Genomic DNA, 19,380 nt, shown 5'->3' with positions numbered 1-19,380 from the left:
TTTTGTCGTTTTCTGCGTTTGTGCATCAGCGACGGTTATTAATATATCATGCAGTGTATATCGGGTCAATACTTTTCACAAAAAAATTTCACATCCCGTTAAAACTTTAAAAACATGTTCTAAAAACCATTATAGCCTCCAGTCATTCTTCATCATACTCCACATTTCATATCTTATCGCTTTATCACATTTGCGAACGAGTGAAAATTCTAAATTTTGTGTTATTATTGTTGTTATAGGAGAGTGGTGAGAATGAGCATTAAGTATTCAAACAAAATCAATAAAATCCGGACCTTTGCATTAAGTTTAGTATTTATCGGCCTCTTCATTGCATACTTAGGAGTCTTTTTCCGGGACAACATTATTATTATGACTACATTTATGATGGTTGGTTTTTTAGCTGTTATTGCTAGTACTGTCGTTTACTTTTGGATTGGTATGTTATCTACAAAGACTGTACAAATTATTTGTCCAAGCTGCGATAAACCAACAAAAATGCTCGGCCGTGTCGACGCGTGTATGCATTGCAATCAACCTTTAACACTCGATCGAAATCTAGAAGGAAAAGAATTTGATGAGAAATATAATAAGAAGAGCTATAAATCATAGGTCTATAGAAGTATATTGAGGAATATGAATACTTAAATCCTTAAAGAAGCGATTTCTTAACCAAGAAATCGCTTCTTTTTGATTACTGCCTTCTTCTGAAATTTATTATGTCTATTTTTTCGAAATTACAGTAAACATCCCCGTCATGTTGGGCGAGTAGTCTTTAAAATCATATTTTTCATAGAATGATGTTTTACCTTCTGATGCAAACAAACCAATAAACGCTTTATCTGGTGCATTCTGATTTAAATATTCAACCAAAGTATTCATTATTTCCTTCCCAATACCATTCTTTTGATAATCTGGATGAACCACTATATCTTGAATATAGAAATAGATAGCCCCATCACCAACAATTCTTCCCATACCCACAATTCGATTATTATCATTGACTGTGATGCAGTAAATAGAATTTTGAAGTGATGTTTCCGCCACTTCAAAATTCATATAATCAGTCCACCCCACAGAGTCACATAAATATTTGTATTCTTCTAATGTTGGAATGTTATTTTTGATCTCATATTTCTTCAAAATGTATCCTCCAATACTTCATTTTCACCAATACAAAGTAAATTCGACACATTTTTATCTAATCCTCTTACTAGCTTAACGCTGTAAATCCGTATCAACCTGACGCTCTCCTTATATAATAAAGAAAGAGGTNNACCTCTTTCTTTATTATATATTACGCCTTATGACACTCTGGACAAACGCCATAAATTTCTAAGCGATGACTATTAATAACGAAGCCTGTCGTTTTCGCAGCTTCTTCTTCAAGCTGTTCCAATCCTCCATAAGGAAAATCAACAATCTTACCACATTTTTCGCAAATCACATGATAATGTTGACTTGTAACATAATCAAATCTACTTGAAGCGTCTCCATAAGTTAATTCCTTTACAAGTCCAACTTCTTTAAATACACGTAAGTTATTATAGACAGTTGCAACACTCATATTTGGAAACTTACCTTCTAATGCTTTATAAATGTCATCCGCTGTTGGGTGCGTCATAGATTCCACAAGGTACTCTAAAATAGCATGACGCTGTGGAGTAATGCGTACACCCGTATTTTTCAGCATTTCTAGCGCTTCTTTTAATTCTTCTTTGACCACCGTCATGCACCCCGATTCTATACGGATTATTATTTTATAATTCTTATAAAGAGTGTACTCCTTTTCTTATAAATCGTCAATATTTCTACTATAACTATGTGGTTTATTTTTATATTCAGGACTTGTTCTTATGTATCTTTCCCCTTTCTCCGTATATTTACATAGAAAAAAGTGCGATATAATCGCACTTGGAATACTATCATCTGAGGAGGTATGCCCTACACTCTCACTTTATGTAACACGATAAAATATGTATAGACACTTGCCTTAATTCCACATATTTTATCTCCCCTATAGATTTACTTTATATAAGAAAGAACATCCTCAATATGTCCCTTCACTTTCACTTTACGCCACTCTCTTACAAGTTCGCCGTCTTTATTAATAAGGAATGTAGAACGCTCAATTCCCATGTACTCTTTTCCGAAGTTCTTTTTCAACTTCCAAACATCGTACAATTCTGCTACTTTATGATCTTCATCTACTAAAAGTGTAAATGGAAGTTCATGCTTCTCAATGAATTTCAAATGTCTATTTGCTGAATCAGGGCTTACTCCAAGGATAACCGTATCTTTCTCTTGAAATAATCCATATGCATCACGAAAATCACATGCTTCAGTTGTACATCCTGGAGTCATATCTTTCGGATAAAAGTATAGAACTACATTTTTACCGTGAAAGTCAGCTAAACGAACTTGTTCTCCATTACTTCCCTCTAATGTGAATTCTGGTGCCATTTCTCCTACTGTAATCATTGTTATCACTCCTTCTCTTTTCCTTTACTATAACAAATGCAGCCTTATTTTTCATTGTCTATTACAGACCTCATCACAAACGCAAACGGTAGTGTATATCCAATTAGCGCTTCTCCAATTGCAATCCATCTTCCGATTCCAATCGGAGCTATATCACCATATCCAACGGACAATAAAGTGACTGCGCTAAAATATAAACAAATTTCAACAAGTTGAAAAGAATGGGCAGTCAACCTTTCACCATCTTCTTTCAAAACTGTAAAACCCATTTCCTCTAATACAACATAACTTAATCCAAACGCAATCAGTACTGTTGTATAAATCAAAAATAATGTGGCCAAATTATACAGCGAAAAGAAACGTGTTGAATCTGAATAGGAACTCCATAATAATTGGACACTTCTCAAAATAGCGATTGCTGCAATTAATAGAATAAATCCCCATAACATGTCCTCCACCTCATTTTATATGTATGAGGTGGATAGCTAATTTATCCCTTAGAAACGAACAAGCTTCTATAATTAGTTTCCCGCACCACGATATCGCTTTACCCCTTGATTCCAGAGGGTAATTGCAATAGTAAAACAGATAACACCAACAATTGGTGTTGCGAATGCATAGCTATTCCACTCTGTTTTTCTTAAAAAGTACGCTGCTGGATATACCCCAACAAACGCAAACGGTAAAACAAACGTTAAAATAAAACGAATAACACGATTATAAATGTCAATAGGATAGCGCCCATAATTCCCTATGTTATACATAAGTGGCATAATCGAACTTTTCGCATCTGACCAAAAGCCAAGGCTCGCAAGTGTAACAAATATCCCGCCGTACACAAGCGCCCCTCCCCCTACCATGAGTAGAAATAAGAAAAAATCGTACCAATAAAAAGATAATTGCAGTTCTATCGCTGCATACCCCATCACAATAATTCCCGTAATCGCTCCAATTAAAGATTCAAGTTCCATTCTTTCTAATATAATTTGAAATAAACTATGAATTGGTCTCGTTAGTACACGATCCATTTCCCCTTTAATGATGTAACGATCATTAAAGTCCCATATGTTAAAAAAGGCTGAAAAAATGGCAAACGGTACTAAAAAGAAACCATAAATAAAGATTACTTCTTCTCGGCTCCATCCCTTTAATGCTTGTGTATGCCCAAACACAACGAGAATGAAGATTAAATTAACCGCTTGTAGTGATAAATCCGAAAGTAATCCGACGATAAAATCGCCCCGGTACTCTAATTTTGTTTTTATATATTGGCTTGCATATTGCAAAAATAATTTTATATATAGCATCTCGTTATCCCCCTTGTACAATTAGACGTTTTCTCGCCGTTTTCCACATCAGTACAATTGGAATAATAAGTATAATCGCCCACATCACTTGAAATAATAAAGCTTCATATAACTTACTCCCTTGTATACCTTCAGAGAAAATCATACTTGGAATATAACTAATTGCTTGAAACGGTAAAAACATCATTGCTTTTTGAGCCCATAACGGATAAAAACTAATCGGTAATAATAAACCTGAAAACAAATCAATAACAACACGTTTTGCATACATAATCCCACTATTATTAAATAAGAAGAATGTAAGCATCCCTGTCATTAAATTTATTTGTGTATTAATAATAAAACTAAATATTAAAGACAAGAAGAAATATAACCACGTTTGAAAATTCGTTGTAATTTGTAATGAAAATAATAACGTAACGATGACCATACCTGGAATTGAAAAGAAAGCAAAACGAAATATCCCTTCACCAAGACCTTGCATAACTTTCATTCCTAAATAGTTATATGGACGAATTAGTTCTACGGCTACACGTCCTTCTTGAATTTCCATCGCAATTTCCCTATCTATATTATTAAAATAAAAGGCACGTGCCATCCACGCAATCGCGATATACGTAGTCATTTGCGAAATAGATAAACTTTCAATATTCTCTTTCCCGCTATAAATTGCTTGCCATAAAAAATAATACGCACCGATATTAATTGTATAAATTAAAATCCCACTATAATAGTTTGTACGATAAGCAAGCATCATTAAAAAACGAATGCGAATCATTTCAATATACTTACCCATGCATAATACCTTCTTCATAAATGTTACGAATAATTTCCTCTGTAGAAACTTCATTAATTTTCAAGTCTTTAATTTGGTAAGCTTGTACTACTTTAGAAATGAGCATTGAAATAATTACTTCTTCATTTGGGATTTTTGCAACCCATGCGTTTTCTTCTTTCGCCTTAGACCAAATTACATTAGTATCCGGCATAACCATTGCTAATGCCTCATAAGAAACAGGAGAAACGAACTGAAAATGTATTTCCTTCTCTGCTCCCCACTGTGTACGAAGGTTATTTAAAGAACCGTCATACATAATATTTCCTTCATCCAGCATGATAACGCGTTCACATAAAGCTTCAATATCCGTAATATCATGTGTTGTTAATAAAATCGTTGTTTTATAACGTTCATTCATTTCCTTTAAAAATTCTCTTATTTTCAACTTCACAAGAACATCTAATCCTATCGTTGGTTCGTCTAAAAATAATAACGGTGGATTATGAATTAATGCTGCCGCTAATTCACAACGCATTCTTTGTCCAAGAGATAACTTTCGGACCGGCTTATCTAATAAAGGACCAATATCTAACGTTTCAATTACGTGCTCCATATGTTCCTTATACTGCGCGTCCGATACACCGTACACTTTCTTTAATAAACGAAACGACTCTTGTACCGCAATGTCCCACCAAAGCTGAGAACGCTGACCAAATACAACACCAATTGTTCTTACAAATTCTTCTCTTTGTTTATGTGGATTCATTCCGTTCACCGTGATCTGCCCTGATGTCGGAGTCAAAATCCCCGTAAGCATTTTAATCGTTGTTGACTTACCAGCACCATTTTCACCAATATAACCAACCATTTCTCCTTGCTTCACAGTAAAAGACACATCATTTACTGCTGGTACTATTTTATAATTACGATTTAATAAATCGCGAAATGCACCCTTTAAACCCGGACGACTTGAATAGGCTGTAAACTCTTTACGTAACCCTTGTACCTCAATTACCGATTTCATAATCGGACCCCCTTCCTAAATGTCACAACGAATAGTTTACCCAACTGCACTCCCTATCACAAACAATACGTCTTTTCGAAAAACATGTTAGAATAATACATAGATTTTTGTAAGGAGATGAATTGTAGTGAAATTCACAAAATCAGAAGCATTACATAAAGAAGCTTTAGAACATATCGTTGGTGGTGTTAACAGCCCTTCTCGCTCTTTTAAAGCAGTTGGCGGCGGCGCTCCTGTTGCTATGGAACGTGGTAAAGGTGCTTATTTCTGGGATGTAGACGGAAATAAATATATCGATTATTTAGCTGCATACGGTCCTATTATTACGGGACATGCTCATCCACACATAACAAAAGCGATTACAACAGCTGCTGAAAACGGTGTACTATACGGAACACCAACAGCATTAGAAGTAAAATTTGCAAAAATGTTAAAAGAAGCAATGCCTGCATTAGATAAAGTTCGTTTTGTAAACTCTGGCACAGAAGCAGTAATGACAACCATTCGTGTTGCTCGTGCTTACACAGGCCGCACAAAAATTATGAAATTTGCTGGTTGTTACCACGGACATTCTGATTTAGTACTTGTGGCAGCTGGATCTGGTCCTTCTACTCTAGGAACTCCTGACTCAGCTGGTGTGCCACAAAGTATTGCACAAGAAGTTATTACCGTTCCATTTAATAATGTAGAAACTCTAAAAGAAGCATTAGATAAATGGGGTCACGAAGTAGCAGCTATCCTTGTAGAACCGATTGTTGGAAACTTCGGCATTGTAGAGCCGAAACCAGGATTCCTTGAAAAAGTAAATGAACTTGTTCACGAAGCCGGCGCATTAGTAATTTATGATGAAGTTATCACTGCTTTCCGCTTTATGTACGGTGGTGCTCAAGACTTACTTGGTGTGACACCAGACTTAACAGCGCTTGGTAAAGTTATTGGCGGCGGACTTCCAATTGGTGCTTACGGTGGTAAGAAAGAAATCATGGAACAAGTTGCTCCACTCGGACCTGCATACCAAGCTGGTACCATGGCAGGAAATCCTGCTTCTATGGCATCAGGTATCGCTTGTCTAGAAGTTCTTCAGCAAGAAGGCTTATACGAGAAATTAGATGAGCTTGGCGCAATGCTTGAAAAGGGAATTTTAGAACAAGCTGCAAAACATAATATCGACATTACATTAAATCGTCTAAAAGGTGCCTTAACTGTATACTTCACAACAAATACAATTGAAGATTACGATGCAGCACAAGATACAGATGGTGAAATGTTCGGTAAATTCTTCAAGCTTATGCTTCAAGAAGGTATTAATTTAGCTCCTTCTAAATATGAAGCATGGTTCTTAACGACAGAACATACAAAAGAAGATATTGAATATACAATTGAAGCTGTTGGCAGAGCATTTGCTGCCTTAGCAAACAATAAATAATCCCATCATTAAAAGGAAAAAAGAAAACCCACCTTTCTTTTTTCCTTTTTTCTATTTCATAAATCCCTTATTAATAGTATAATTATTCATAATTATCTGTTTTATTTTCTTTTATATCCTTACTATCCCTGTATACAAGGCCGCTCACGCCTTAAATAGTAAGATTATTCAAACTTTCATAAGAGGGGGGATTGACGGATGCTCAATAAAAAAAACACATGGACACCGTCTTTATTTCGAGATTATAGAAATGCAGAACATGATGCATGTGGAATCGTTTCCGTTATGGAAAAAAGAAAAATTCCTACAAAAGAAAACATCGATCTTTGTATACAATCACTCGTCAAAATGAATCATAGAGCTGGTTTCATTAATGGCGAAGGAGATGGTATCGGCATTCATATCGATTTACCAAAAGCACTTTGGACTGAAAAACTAAAAAGTAGCGGATATAATCCAACGATTGTGGATCATCCCCACTTTATCGTTGGACATTTTTTTCTAAATAAAAAAGAAAATATTGTGGATTTAAAAAATCACATTCGTACACAACTAAACAACGAAAACTTTGCAATCCTTTTCGAAAGTGATGATGTAATAAACTCAGGTGCACTCGGTCCACTTGGTAAACAAGAAGAACCTTTATTTTGGCAAGTTGCCCTTCTCGCAGAAAATGAAGTTACAAATATTGAACAAACATTATTTTCTGTAACAATAAAAATAGAGAAGAATGAAGCGATTCATGTTGCCTCATTAAGTCATGAACATGTTGTATATAAAGTTCTCGGTGCTGGCGATACACTCGTTGCTTATTACGATGATTTACAACACCCACTTATCGCTTCAACTATGACACTAGGACATAACCGTTACTCTACTAATACGTTATCTAATTTTTTTCGTGTACAACCATTTAGCATTCTCGGACATAACGGTGAAATTAACACCATTGCAAAATTACGTGATCAAGCTGAAATGATTGATGTACCACTTACTGCTGGGGGAAGTGACTCCCAAGATTTAAACCGCACCTTAGAAACTCTACTTGTTCAATATGACTACAGCTTATTTGAAGCGATGGATATACTATTCCCACCAATTATTAATGAAATTAAACTTTATGAAACACATTTACAAGATTTATATACGTATATACGTGAAGCATGGGGTCATTTTGCACAAGGGCCAGCTGGCATCATTTCCCGTTTTAAAGATGAAGCTGTTTTCAGCGTTGATTCCCTTGGACTACGACCAGTATGGAAAGTAGAGACAGAGAGCTCTTATATTTTCTCTTCTGAACCTGGCGTTGTATCACCAACTGAATATGTAGCAGAACCAAAACCACTCGCTCCTGGCGAAAAAGTCGGCCTTAAATGGAACGAACAAGATGAGCTTGTTCTTTACGAATATGACAAATACCAAAGTGAAGTATATAACCGTTTTAAAAAGCGAGTTGATGTTACCGATTATCATTTAAACTTATCTATCCCTGAAACGAAAGAAACCCAGGGGTTATGTGATTCTGTTCAAGTTGAAACGAAGCAATACGCTGCTTTCGGCTGGGATCGGGAGCATATACAGCTCCTTGAACAGATGGCAACAAAGGGAGTTGAGCCAATTCGCTCACTTGGGCATGACTCACCGCTTGCCGCACTCGATATAGATAGACGAAATATTGCTGATTTCATTAAGGAAAGTGTAGCCGTTGTTACAAATCCAGCAATTGATCGTGATCGAGAAGTCGAACACTTCTCTACACGAACTGTGCTTGGAGAACGCCCAAGTTTATCAAGCAGCGCGAAACAGCCATTTGTAGTCGAGATGCTTTCACCAATTATTTTAGAAGGAAGTGTGGCACAATCTATTGCAGAGGAATTGCAAACAATTACGTACGAACAACTTAAACAACTGTTCCTTACACATAGCTCTATCGCAACAATCTCTGCTACGTTCAGTCCATCCGAAACTTTACAATACGCATTAAATCGAATTAGTTCTGAAGCGATAGCTGCCGTTAATGATGGTGCTTCCCTACTATTATTAGACGACGCGAAAGCTCATCAAAATGAACGGTTATGGATTGATCCTCATTTAGTTACTGCTAAAGTACATCAAGTATTAAGTGAAAATAAATTACGTCGAAACTGCTCTCTCGTTATACGTTCTGGTGCCCTTCGTTCCTTACATGATATCGTCACGCTGTACGGATTAGGGGCAGATAGTATTAATCCATATTTATTATTCGCAACTGTAAACGACGGAACAAAAACACCAATTACGAATTTGTATACAGCACTTAACAAAGGACTAGAGAAAGTGATTTCAACAATCGGTATCCATGAATTACGCGGTTATGGTCGCCTCTTCTCCTCTATTGGATTACATGAAGAAATCGCAAATATATTACAAATTACAAACTTCTTCGGTTCAGATGATTTAGCTTTTTCACTTGAGTCACTTGCTGAAGATGCAAAAATGCGGGCAGATGATTATAACAATACAAAAGTTAGAATGCGAAAATCATTTCATATATTCCCGCGGATTTGGAAAGCAATTGGTGATGTTGCAAAGGGAAATCCCTATGATGATTACCGAGACAAATTAAGTGAATTAGAAGACAATAATCCGATCGCAATCAGACACCTTGTTCAAACAAAACAAGCAAAACAGGTCGTTCCAACTGAAGACGTGTCCATCGGTATCCGGAATCATGACCTACCATTTATTATTAGTTCCATGTCATTTGGTTCTCAAAATGAAATCGCCTTTCGTGCGTATGCAGAAGCTGCCGATCAGCTAAATATGATTAGTTTGAACGGTGAAGGCGGCGAAATTAAAGATATGATTGGTAAATATCCACATACACGCGGGCAACAAGTGGCATCTGGACGATTTGGAGTAAACGCCGAGCTACTAAATTCATCAAATTTAATTGAAATAAAAATCGGTCAAGGCGCAAAACCCGGTGAAGGTGGACACTTACCTGGCTCAAAAGTAACAGCAAAAATTGCTGCAGCACGTAACGCGACAATCGGTTCAGATTTAATTTCACCGTCTAACAACCATGATATTTATTCAATTGAAGATTTAGCTCAAATGATTACAGAAATTAAAACGGCTAATCAACTTGCGAAAGTAGCTGTAAAAGTACCTGTCGTTCCCAACATTGGAACAATTGCTGTCGGTATTGCAAAAGCTGGTGCAGACTTTATTAATATTAGCGGCTTTGATGGTGGAACAGGTGCTGCACGTATTCACGCATTGCAACATGTAGGTCTTCCTGTTGAAATCGGTGTGAAAGCTGCTCACAATGCTTTACTAGAAGCAGATATGAGGCATAAAGTAGAAATTTGGGCAGATGGTGGTATTCGAAGTGTAAATGATGCATTAAAAATTATGCTCCTTGGAGCAAACCGTATTGGATTTGGTACATTATCAATGATTGCAATCGGCTGCACAACTTGCCGTGGTTGTCATCTCGATACTTGCCATGTTGGAATTGCGACACAAATTGAATCTGAAGCGCAAGCGAAAGAACATGGATTACGCCGCTTCGTCCCGCGCGAATTAGAAAGCGCAGTGGCTGGTTTATTAAATTTATTCACCACTTTTGGTGTTGAACTGAAACGGTTAACCGGACAACTCGGTTATACAAATTTACAAGAAATTATCGGGCGGTCCGATTTATTAGAACAAGTGCGAGGCGAAGATTTATTAGACTTATATAATTTGCTGCAAACAATAGAAATTTCATCTGCTACAACAACAGAATCTGTACAAGAAAATCAGTTTGAACCAGTTCATTCTCCGCACTCAAAAGAATTAGTAGGCGTTGGCGTAGATCAACGAGTTATGGGTGGTTTAGAATCTTACTATCGTGTTCGTAGTAAACTATATGAAAACACTCAACTTGAACCACTTACATTAAAGTATACAAATGGTTCTGTTCCTGGAAACGGATTAGGTGCTTACAATAGCGAGAATTTATTTATACACGTAAATGGCGGTGCACAAGATGGTATCGGCAAAACTTCCTTTGGCGGTGGTATTTATATAACGAAAGCAAAAGGAAAAGATGGAGGCTATTATAACGGTTCTGTCGGCAAAGGATTTGGATATGGCGCACAAAAAGGAGCACTATACGTGCAAGGTAACGCCGACGCCCGCGCTGGTATTCGTCTTTCTGGAGCAGACATGATAATTGGAGGTAGAATGACAAAACCACTCCGTGAAAAAGAGCACGGAAATATAGGCGCATACTCTAATATTAAAGGATTCGCTTTTGAATATATGACAAATGGGCGAGCACTTGTTTTAGGGGACCCTGGTCCATGGATCTGTGCTGGCATGACTGGCGGTGTTGTTTATTTACGCCATGATTCAAACTTAGGTTTAACAGAACAGGCCTTAAGAAGAAGAATCGCAAAAGGGGCAAATGTTACATTACAACCAATTAGTAAAAATGGTGTGCAAGATGTGACTGAATTATTGCTAGACTATATTCGTGTATTAAATGAGCATGAGCAACACGAGGAAGTGGCTTTGTTAACACCATTATTAGATGATATGCAGCACCAGTTTTTTGAAATTATCCCGAAAAAGGAACAGGCTGATCCATCTATTTCAACAGAGTGATATGCCCTCTTTTCATTTTCAAGAAAAAATTGACGAAGCGCATTTCTCATAGTAATCTATAGTAACAATTTGAAACCTGCTGAAATTCAGCAGGTTTTTTTACTAAAAATCGATGTTTAAAAAGAATTAGGAAAAATTATAAAGTGAAACTTAATTTCTTTTTAACGTCACTAAAATATCACTTGCTAACATATTGTAATGAATGTATAGTATCATGTTGTACATTCATTATGACAAGAGAAAGGATATCAATAAGGGTATGAAACTTGGTGCTCGCATTTTAAAAACGGGTATTGCCATCACATTAGCTTTATTTGCTTGTATTTTACTTCAATTACCGAGTCCGGTATTTGCGGGAATCTCAGCTATCTTCGCTGTTCAGCCGTCTGTATACCGTTCGTATTTAACGGCACTTGAACAAATTCAAGCAAACGTAATTGGTGCGGTATTCGCTATCGTATTTGCTACTGCTTTTGGACATAATCCTTTTATTATTGGATTAACATGTATATTAGTAATTGCTCTTACACTACAATTACGTTTAGAAAACACAATATCAATCGCTTTAGTAACAGTTATCGCCATTATGGAGTATCAAGGCGACGATTTCTTTAGTTTTGCCTTACTTCGATTTGCGACGATTATGACGGGAATTATTGCGGCTTCACTTGTAAATTTAGTATTTATGCCGCCAAAATACGAAACAAAGCTTTATCACCGTATCGTTGATAATACAGAAGAAATTGTGAAATGGATTCGAATGAATAGCAGGCAAGCTTCTGACTTTACAACGTTAAAAACTGATATTGATCGTATGAAAGAAAAAATGATCAAATTAAACCATTACTATTTGCTGTATAAAGAAGAACGAAGCTACACGAAAAAGGTACAGTTCGCAAAAATTCGTAAGCTCGTTTTATTCAGACAAATGCTAGCAACAACAAGCCGTGCTTTAAGTACGCTAAAGTCATTACACCGTACTGAAAATGAACTGCGCTATATGCCAGAAGAGTTTCAGGAATCTATTCAAAACGAACTTGATTCATTAACGCATTATCATGAACAAGTTTTATTAAAATTTATTGGTAAAGCAAAAAAACAACAATCTGTTGAAATGCTTGATGAAGTTGAAACAGCTAAACAAGAATTAATTGATATCTTTATGGATTATCAAAACAAGGATGATGAGGAAGCATATAAAATATGGTTACACCTCTTCCCTCTTATTTCTTCAATTATTAACTATAGTGAAGAAGTAGAACATTTAGATTTACTTGTGGATAGCTTCTACACATACCATAAACCAGAAACCGAACTCAAAATTGACGATAAAAAAGAAGACGAATAAAAAAACAGCTCCTTTTACGCTAAAGGAGCTGTTTCTGTTATATGCTGAAGCTGATATAAATTATAATAATATCCTCTTCTTTTCATTAACTCTTCATGAGAACCTGTTTCTTTAATTTCGCCATCTTCAATGTAAATAATTGTATCGACATGTGTAATCGTCGCTAATCGATGTGCAATTATAATCGTTGTTCGATCAGCAGCTAACGTTTGAAGTGCCTCTTGAATATAACGTTCATTTTCTAAATCTAAAGCAGAAGTTGCTTCATCTAATATGAGTAAAGACGGATTCTTTAGAAATACCCGCGCAATTGCTACACGTTGCCTTTGTCCACCAGATAACTTCACACCACGTTCTCCAACAACGGTATCATAACCATCTGGTAACTCTATAATAAAATCATGAATTTGCGCAGCTTTAGCAGCCGCAATCACTTCTTCCTCTGTAGCTTGCGGATTTCCATATAAAATATTAGCTCCAATTGTATCGCTAAATAATAAATTATCTTGCAGTACAATTCCAATATGACTACGTAAATTCCTCATAACATACTTTCTCACATCTATCCCGTCTATATAAACTGCGCCTTCAGAAACATCATAGAAACGTGGAATCAAACTAGCGAGAGATGACTTTCCTCCCCCACTCGCTCCTACAAGCGCCACCTTCTCACCTGACCGTATAACTAATGACAGGTTATGCAATATCTCTTTTTCTTCTGCATTATAACGGAAAGAAACATTATCAAATATAATTTCTCCATCTAACCTTTTAACTTGTACCGCGTTCGGTGCATTAACAATATCGTATTTTTCATCCAATAATTCAAACACTCGATCCATCGATGCAAAAGACTGCGTTAATGTTGTTGAAGAATTAACGAGACGGCGGAGTGGACTATATAAACTATCCATATATCCAACAAAAGCAACCATAGTCCCTAGGGTTAACTGACCTTGAATCACTTCATATGCTGCGAAACCAATTACAAGTAGCGGACCTAAATCCGTTAACGTATTCACTGCTGAAAATGTCCTTGCCGTCCAACTTGTGTGCGTTAACGCTTTCGTTAAAAACTCATTATTTCTTTTTTCAAACTGCCTTCCTTCGTACTCTTCTAGCGCAAAACTACGTGTCACTTGCATCCCTTGAATACGTTCATGCAAATATCCTTGCATAGTTGCTAACGCTTGTGAACGTTCTTTCGTCAATTTTCGAAGACGTCCAAAAAAATATTTCACTGCCACTACATAAATCGGTAAAATTAATAAAGCAACAAACGTTAATTTTATATTCATAGAAAACATAACAGTAATAGCAATAACAATTGTCGCAGTATCTAACCACACGTTCATAAGGCCAGTAATAACAAAGTCCTTCGTTTGTTCTACATCATGAATGACACGTGAAATAATTTCTCCTGTTTTTGTGTTCGAGTAATAACGTAAACTCAACTTTTGCAAGTGCCCAAAAATATGTTTTCTTAAATCGTATAGTATTGTATTTGCAATACGTTGCGCGAAATATTGACGATAATATTCTATCGGCGGTCTTAATACTGCAAAAATAAAAAAAGCAATCCCAATTGCAGTAATTAATTGGGATGTTTTTTCTTGAAGTGAGCCCACGCCCTGAATAACATCATCAATAATATACTTTAATAACCATGGCATAATAAGCGGGATACCGAACTTAACAAGACCAATAATAATTGTAATAGCAATAAGCCATCGATATGGTTTAACAAATTGTAAATATCTTTTTATGCCTTGCACATAATTCCCCCTCTAATACGACAAACCTGCCGGGAAATTCCCTGCAGGTTTGTTTTAATTTCTGTACATCAAATATCTCTCGTACCACATATCTACAAAATCAGGTGCAAATGGACCTTTCCTCTGATGAATCCACTGTGTTAAATGTGCTACATTTCGTTTTAAAATTGTATCAATAACAGGTGGATATTGCATGATTTGACTATGCTTTTCATACTCATCTTCATCTAAAAGCGTATATGTCATATCTGGATACACTTTAATATCTAAATCATAATCAATATACTTTAATGCCTCGGAATCATATGCAAAAGGAGAACTTAAATTACAATAATAATATACGCCCTCTTCTCGTAGCATCCCGATCACATTAAACCAATAGTTTGCATGAAAATAACAAATTGCCGGTTCACGAGTAACCCATGTTCGACCATCTGATTCTGTCACTACTGTACGATCATTTGCTCCAATTACAAGACTCTGTGTCCCTTTTAAAATTGTTGTCTCTTCCCACATTCTATGAATGGAGCCATTATGTTTATAACTATGTATTTGTACTTTTTCTCCTTCTTTGGGAAATCCCATATATGCTCCCTTCTTTCAACTGCAAATGCCCTTCTTAAATTGACTCAACTATCCATTGAACTGCATTCACTTTTTTTCTATTATAACTTTTTTGTCAAAATTTTAAAACTAAAGTGACAAGACTCCATTTTTTATACTAAGTATACTACGTGTTTATTGTTAAATCCCCTATCTCTATTAGTGTCTTCACTGAACCATTTGTAAATGAGAAAATGCTAATAGAAAAAGCCCTTCCTTATATCCATGTTAAGAAGGACTTTTCATCTGAAAGTAACAATATATTTTATCCTAAATTTGAAATCATTTTTTCATTTTCAAAAGATTGAATCACCCTATTCGTTTGCTCTTCAAATTTCTCATGTAACACTTTCAATGCTACTTCTGTTCTATATATTTCTTGGCGAATAAAATGTAATTCTTTTTTATCGCACGTATCTCTTTCACTCATTTCGATTTGCTGATACTTCTCTAGATGTGATTGTAACTTTAACAACTCATCCATCGTTTCCAATTGCTCCCCTACCAACTTATCAAAATCGTTCATCACTTACCCCCTTTTGGATTTATTCATCAATTATATTTCCTATTACATATTTCTAATCTGTAACTTCCTTCTCCTTTGACTACATTTGTTGACTTATTAGAAGTTATGTCGTTCACTTTCTTTTCATTACAATGACCCGCACACAAAGAAAACACTTCTCTTGAATTAGAGAAGTGTTTTTCTTTCATTACTGATTTGAGCTAGAAGATTGTGAATTTTTTGCAGCTGATTTTGCATTTTGTTTTTGCACAGAATGCACATCTGTTTCAGTTGCAAACTCTGTACCATAAGTAGCATTTGCACTTTGAGCACCAGAAGCTTGTGCTTTCTGTGCCTCTGATTGTGCGTTCGCTTGTTTTACTGCTTGTACATTTGTTTCAGTTGCAAATTCTGTACCGAAGTTAGCATTTGTACTTTGAATGCTTGCACCAGAAGTTGCCTTATTATAACCTTGTTGTTTTTTACTCATCTTTCTCACCTCCACAATCAATAATGTAACCAATTCAATTAAAAGATATCCGTAATTTTCTTTAAAAAAATTTCCGCATATATCTCTTATTACTCATTCAAACTACATATGATGGAGGTGAAAATATGTACAATGGCCGTGATATGACTGCACTAACGATGATTTCAAAAAATGAATGGAAAGAAGATGAATTAGCTTATTTTCATCATTCATTTCAGCAAATTATGCCTTATCTAAATGTGGAAGGACAAACAATTTATAAAGAAATTGTGAAAGAAATTGAGTCACGGGGCGGATTATAAAAGCGCGATTTTTTAAACTCAGAGTACAAAATTATTTTCAATAAAAAAACGTGTTCCAAAATTCTAGAACACGTTTTTTCATTTATTGCATTGTAATTTTCTCAACACAATTTTCATAAATTGTACGATGTGATTTCGAAAAAGGTAACTGTTCGAATGCTTCTTTTGATACAAATTTCAATGTATCTGTTTCAGTAATATCACCGGTTACTTTTCCGTAAAATATGAATATATCCCAAGTACGATGTGTAAAAGTATGCTGTACATTCATTGCGTATTCATCAATGGAAACCGAGAGCTCAAATTTTTCTTTCATATAATCTGTAAGCTGCTCCTTTTGATTTCGAATCCCTTCGCCAAGTTCAACATTCGGGAATTCCCACATATTAGCTAACAACCCTGTACTTGGACGTTGATTAATTACATAGCGACCATCTTCAGTTTGAAGTACCCCTGCAACGAGCGGTACCATTGTAGGCGCTTTTGCTTTACTTTTTACTGGTAATTCCTTTTGAACACCCTCGGCATATCCTCGGCAATGCTCACGTACAGGACAAAGTAAGCAAGATGGATTTTTCGGAATACAAATCAATGCCCCTAATTCCATCAAACCTTGATTAAAATAAGATGGGTTTTCTACCGAAATAATTTCACGCACAATCTCTTCAAACACTTTTCTGGTCTTTGGTTTTGCGATATCATCCCACACCGATAAAATGCGAGATAATACACGCATAACATTCCCATCAACTGCCGGCTCTGGTATACCATATGCAATACTTAAAATGGCGCCTTTTGTGTATGGTCCTACTCCTTTTAACTTTTCAATTTTCTTTACATCATTCGGTACTATCCCGCCATATACTTCTTTTACCTCTTTTACAGCCGTGTGTAAATTTCTCGCTCTAGAATAATATCCTAAACCTTCCCACGCTTTTAATACTTCTTCATCATCAGCATTTGCTAAAGCTTCCAGTGTAGGAAACTTCCCCATGAAATTTGCGTAATATGGTTTTACAGCTTCTACCCTTGTTTGCTGTAACATAATTTCAGAAACCCAAACGCGGTATGGATCTTTGTTTTTTCTCCACGGTAAGTCGCGTTGCTCTTTTTCAAACCAACCAATTAAATCATTTTGAAACTGCTCTATGTTAAAATTATTTAATATTTCAAGTGTCAAACTTGATCCCCCTCATTTTTTTGCATATAAGTACTATTATAAAGATTTTAGGAAAAAATTTAAGTAAGACGACATAGGAAATAGAAGGCAAAGGACTTGAGATATCGAATAAAAAGAGTTACATTAATAAAAAACGGAGGTGGATTTCTATGGACACAGCCACTCACCTTGTTATGGGCGTTACTCTAGGCAGTTTGGCGACGTTAGATCCAGCCATAGCACAAAGTGATATTGGACCACAAGCAGTTATGCTTGCTACAATTGCCGGTTCCAACATTCCTGACATCGATACAGTTTTAAAATTGCGTAATAACGCTAAATATATAAGAAATCATCGCGGGATTACTCATTCCATTCCTGCAGTGATTCTTTGGTCGTTCCTTATAAGTGGCATCTCTTTCATCTTCTTTCCAGATGCTCCATATCTCCATCTACTACTTTGGTCATTTATCGCCGTCTTTCTTCACGTCTTTGTCGATATTTTCAATGCCTACGGTACACAGGCATTACGGCCCTTCACAAAAAAATGGGTCGCACTCGGCATAATTAATACATTTGATACTGTCATTTTCTTTATTCACATGCTTGCGATTGCTTGTATGCTTGTAGGTTCCCATAAAGGGTATACCGCTTTAGCAGCTTATATATTAATGATTGTTTACTATATCGGCCGCGTTATGATGCATCGAAATATTAAAAGTGTAGTAAACAAACGGTTCAAAAATGTAGAGAAGGTAATTATTTCTCCTTCTTATAAATTTTATCATTACCATTTAGCTATCGTTACAACTGAGCATTACTATGTCGCAAGATGGCACCGCGGTAACATTCTTGTATACGATAAATTTAATCGTGTACCATTCCCGAATACTCCCATTATGCAAGCTGCTGTACGAGATGAGAATATATCTGCTTTCTTATCTTTCTCACCTGTATATCGCTGGGATATTTTCGATTATGATAACTATTATGAGGTTCGGTTCATTGATTTGCGGTATCGAAGTAAAGATTATTATCCATTCGTCGCAATCGTTCAGCTCGATCAAAATTTTAATATTATTAGTTCCTATACAGGGTGGATTTTTAGTGAAGAAAAACTTCGAAAAAAACTGGAATTACTTCCACATTAAAAAAAGCGACTTAAGTCGCTTTTTTTAATGTTTCAAATGATCTTCTTGATTAATCAAGTGGCTATATTTCGGATTATTTGTACGCATTTCATGAAGGCGTACCCCATGATTATTAATCCAAGTTCGTACCACTTGTTCAGTCATTTCATCCCCTTGATAACGACCTGATTTCGCATAAGTTGTTTGAAAGTCCTCCCACAATAATTCAACCCATGCACGAGCTTGTGCATAAGAAAGGTTGTCATTCTTATCTAATAATTCTTTCGTTAATGTTTCATGAATATCGTTCATGTTGTAATCTCCTTTTACCTATTTATTCCTTCGTTTCTAAAGGATAGTTTCTTCTATTTTGCACATTCTATAATTGATACTTCTTAAAGAGGTATCAACTGATGATGA

Annotated in this window: 19 protein-coding genes; 6 read left to right on the top strand and 13 right to left on the bottom strand. The window is 35.9% G+C overall.

Going from position 1 to position 19,380, the window contains the following annotated elements:
• Positions 1–252: 252 nt before the first annotated feature.
• Positions 253–609, top strand: a complete 357-nt coding sequence (locus COI75_RS21025; RefSeq protein ID WP_000025053.1) for a YgzB family protein — start codon at positions 253–255, stop codon at positions 607–609.
• Between the two features lie 111 nt (positions 610–720).
• Here COI75_RS21025 and COI75_RS21020 read toward each other — a convergent pair whose 3' ends face one another.
• The 7 genes from COI75_RS21020 to COI75_RS20990 form a co-directional block, all read right to left on the bottom strand.
• Entirely contained in the window at positions 721–1,140 is a 420-nt protein-coding gene (locus COI75_RS21020; RefSeq protein ID WP_000759733.1) for a GNAT family N-acetyltransferase, read from the bottom strand.
• Positions 1,141–1,294: 154 nt separating this feature from the next.
• The gene (perR, locus tag COI75_RS21015) at positions 1,295–1,723 is read right to left on the bottom strand and encodes a peroxide-responsive transcriptional repressor PerR (RefSeq protein WP_000237831.1); all 429 of its coding nucleotides are present in this window, start codon (positions 1,721–1,723) and stop codon (positions 1,295–1,297) included.
• Positions 1,724–2,022: 299 nt separating this feature from the next.
• A complete protein-coding gene (gene bcp / locus COI75_RS21010) occupies positions 2,023–2,478 on the bottom strand; it encodes a thioredoxin-dependent thiol peroxidase (protein WP_000633713.1) in 456 nt (151 codons plus the stop codon).
• A gap of 44 nt (positions 2,479–2,522) precedes the next feature.
• Positions 2,523–2,927 carry a potassium channel family protein gene (locus COI75_RS21005; RefSeq protein WP_000964352.1) on the bottom strand — a complete coding sequence of 135 codons (405 nt, stop codon included), beginning with the start codon at positions 2,925–2,927 and terminating at the stop codon, positions 2,523–2,525.
• A gap of 72 nt (positions 2,928–2,999) precedes the next feature.
• A complete protein-coding gene (locus COI75_RS21000) occupies positions 3,000–3,785 on the bottom strand; it encodes an ABC transporter permease (RefSeq protein ID WP_000965745.1) in 786 nt (261 codons plus the stop codon).
• Between the two features lie 4 nt (positions 3,786–3,789).
• Positions 3,790–4,581: an ABC transporter permease gene (locus tag COI75_RS20995; protein ID WP_000521518.1), complete on the bottom strand. Its 792-nt coding sequence runs from the start codon at positions 4,579–4,581 to the stop codon at positions 3,790–3,792.
• On the bottom strand, positions 4,574–5,587 hold the full coding sequence (locus tag COI75_RS20990) for an ABC transporter ATP-binding protein (RefSeq protein ID WP_000843657.1): 1,014 nt from the start codon (positions 5,585–5,587) through the stop codon (positions 4,574–4,576). Before COI75_RS20990 ends, COI75_RS20995 begins: the two co-directional genes overlap by 8 nt.
• A gap of 127 nt (positions 5,588–5,714) precedes the next feature.
• On the opposite strand from COI75_RS20990, the gene hemL reads away from it, so the two are divergent.
• The 3 genes from hemL (at position 5,715) to COI75_RS20975 (ending at position 12,996) form a co-directional block, all read left to right on the top strand.
• Positions 5,715–7,013, top strand: a complete 1,299-nt coding sequence (gene hemL, locus COI75_RS20985; protein WP_000673240.1) for a glutamate-1-semialdehyde-2,1-aminomutase — start codon at positions 5,715–5,717, stop codon at positions 7,011–7,013.
• A gap of 198 nt (positions 7,014–7,211) precedes the next feature.
• Positions 7,212–11,648, top strand: a complete 4,437-nt coding sequence (locus tag COI75_RS20980) for a glutamate synthase-related protein (RefSeq protein WP_098448618.1) — start codon at positions 7,212–7,214, stop codon at positions 11,646–11,648.
• Positions 11,649–11,907: 259 nt separating this feature from the next.
• The gene (locus COI75_RS20975; protein ID WP_000765793.1) at positions 11,908–12,996 is read left to right on the top strand and encodes an aromatic acid exporter family protein; all 1,089 of its coding nucleotides are present in this window, start codon (positions 11,908–11,910) and stop codon (positions 12,994–12,996) included.
• Positions 12,997–13,010: 14 nt separating this feature from the next.
• Here COI75_RS20975 and COI75_RS20970 read toward each other — a convergent pair whose 3' ends face one another.
• The 4 genes from COI75_RS20970 to COI75_RS20955 all read right to left on the bottom strand — a co-directional run bounded on the left by COI75_RS20970 (position 13,011) and on the right by COI75_RS20955 (position 16,369).
• The gene (locus tag COI75_RS20970) at positions 13,011–14,771 is read right to left on the bottom strand and encodes an ABC transporter ATP-binding protein (RefSeq protein WP_098448617.1); all 1,761 of its coding nucleotides are present in this window, start codon (positions 14,769–14,771) and stop codon (positions 13,011–13,013) included.
• Positions 14,772–14,825: 54 nt separating this feature from the next.
• The gene (gene ntdP, locus COI75_RS20965; RefSeq protein ID WP_000506630.1) at positions 14,826–15,356 is read right to left on the bottom strand and encodes a nucleoside tri-diphosphate phosphatase; all 531 of its coding nucleotides are present in this window, start codon (positions 15,354–15,356) and stop codon (positions 14,826–14,828) included.
• A gap of 283 nt (positions 15,357–15,639) precedes the next feature.
• Positions 15,640–15,900 carry a YgaB family protein gene (locus COI75_RS20960; protein WP_000997590.1) on the bottom strand — a complete coding sequence of 87 codons (261 nt, stop codon included), beginning with the start codon at positions 15,898–15,900 and terminating at the stop codon, positions 15,640–15,642.
• Positions 15,901–16,087: 187 nt separating this feature from the next.
• Positions 16,088–16,369, bottom strand: coding sequence for a gamma-type small acid-soluble spore protein (locus COI75_RS20955; RefSeq protein ID WP_000039029.1), 282 nt, complete (start codon positions 16,367–16,369; stop codon positions 16,088–16,090).
• A 125-nt stretch (positions 16,370–16,494) separates the two neighbouring features.
• Between COI75_RS20955 and COI75_RS27005 the strand changes: the two genes are divergently transcribed.
• On the top strand, positions 16,495–16,671 hold the full coding sequence (locus COI75_RS27005; protein WP_000282314.1) for a hypothetical protein: 177 nt from the start codon (positions 16,495–16,497) through the stop codon (positions 16,669–16,671).
• 82 nt (positions 16,672–16,753) lie between these two features.
• On the opposite strand, the gene mutY is transcribed toward COI75_RS27005, so the two are convergent.
• On the bottom strand, positions 16,754–17,851 hold the full coding sequence (gene mutY / locus COI75_RS20950; protein ID WP_000171413.1) for an A/G-specific adenine glycosylase: 1,098 nt from the start codon (positions 17,849–17,851) through the stop codon (positions 16,754–16,756).
• Between the two features lie 149 nt (positions 17,852–18,000).
• Between mutY and COI75_RS20945 the strand changes: the two genes are divergently transcribed.
• Positions 18,001–18,981, top strand: coding sequence for a metal-dependent hydrolase (locus COI75_RS20945; protein ID WP_000379137.1), 981 nt, complete (start codon positions 18,001–18,003; stop codon positions 18,979–18,981).
• Between the two features lie 24 nt (positions 18,982–19,005).
• Here the strand turns inward: COI75_RS20945 and COI75_RS20940 are convergent, their stop codons facing one another.
• Positions 19,006–19,272, bottom strand: a complete 267-nt coding sequence (locus tag COI75_RS20940) for a YfhJ family protein (RefSeq protein ID WP_000997858.1) — start codon at positions 19,270–19,272, stop codon at positions 19,006–19,008.
• Positions 19,273–19,380 lie beyond the last annotated feature (108 nt).

The organism is Bacillus cereus (assembly GCF_002564555.1).
Classification (GTDB): Bacteria; Bacillota; Bacilli; order Bacillales; family Bacillaceae_G; genus Bacillus_A; species Bacillus_A cereus_K.
The sequence above is the reverse complement of the archived record's forward strand: the minus strand, read 5'-3'. Positions and strand labels throughout refer to the sequence as shown.

Bases quoted from the DNA above. Each gene is read 5' to 3' on its own strand.
- COI75_RS21025 (WP_000025053.1), top strand. From the start codon at position 253: ATGAGCATTAAGTATTCAAACAAAATCAATAAAATCCGGACCTTTGCA.
- bcp (WP_000633713.1), bottom strand. From the start codon at position 2,478: ATGATTACAGTAGGAGAAATGGCACCAGAATTCACATTAGAGGGAAGT.
- COI75_RS21005 (WP_000964352.1), bottom strand. From the start codon at position 2,927: ATGTTATGGGGATTTATTCTATTAATTGCAGCAATCGCTATTTTGAGA.
- COI75_RS21000 (WP_000965745.1), bottom strand. From the start codon at position 3,785: ATGCTATATATAAAATTATTTTTGCAATATGCAAGCCAATATATAAAA.
- COI75_RS20995 (WP_000521518.1), bottom strand. From the start codon at position 4,581: ATGGGTAAGTATATTGAAATGATTCGCATTCGTTTTTTAATGATGCTT.
- COI75_RS20990 (WP_000843657.1), bottom strand. From the start codon at position 5,587: ATGAAATCGGTAATTGAGGTACAAGGGTTACGTAAAGAGTTTACAGCC.
- COI75_RS20980 (WP_098448618.1), top strand. From the start codon at position 7,212: ATGCTCAATAAAAAAAACACATGGACACCGTCTTTATTTCGAGATTAT.
- COI75_RS20975 (WP_000765793.1), top strand. From the start codon at position 11,908: ATGAAACTTGGTGCTCGCATTTTAAAAACGGGTATTGCCATCACATTA.
- ntdP (WP_000506630.1), bottom strand. From the start codon at position 15,356: ATGGGATTTCCCAAAGAAGGAGAAAAAGTACAAATACATAGTTATAAA.
- COI75_RS20960 (WP_000997590.1), bottom strand. From the start codon at position 15,900: ATGAACGATTTTGATAAGTTGGTAGGGGAGCAATTGGAAACGATGGAT.
- COI75_RS20955 (WP_000039029.1), bottom strand. From the start codon at position 16,369: ATGAGTAAAAAACAACAAGGTTATAATAAGGCAACTTCTGGTGCAAGC.
- COI75_RS27005 (WP_000282314.1), top strand. From the start codon at position 16,495: ATGTACAATGGCCGTGATATGACTGCACTAACGATGATTTCAAAAAAT.
- COI75_RS20945 (WP_000379137.1), top strand. From the start codon at position 18,001: ATGGACACAGCCACTCACCTTGTTATGGGCGTTACTCTAGGCAGTTTG.
- COI75_RS20940 (WP_000997858.1), bottom strand. From the start codon at position 19,272: ATGAACGATATTCATGAAACATTAACGAAAGAATTATTAGATAAGAAT.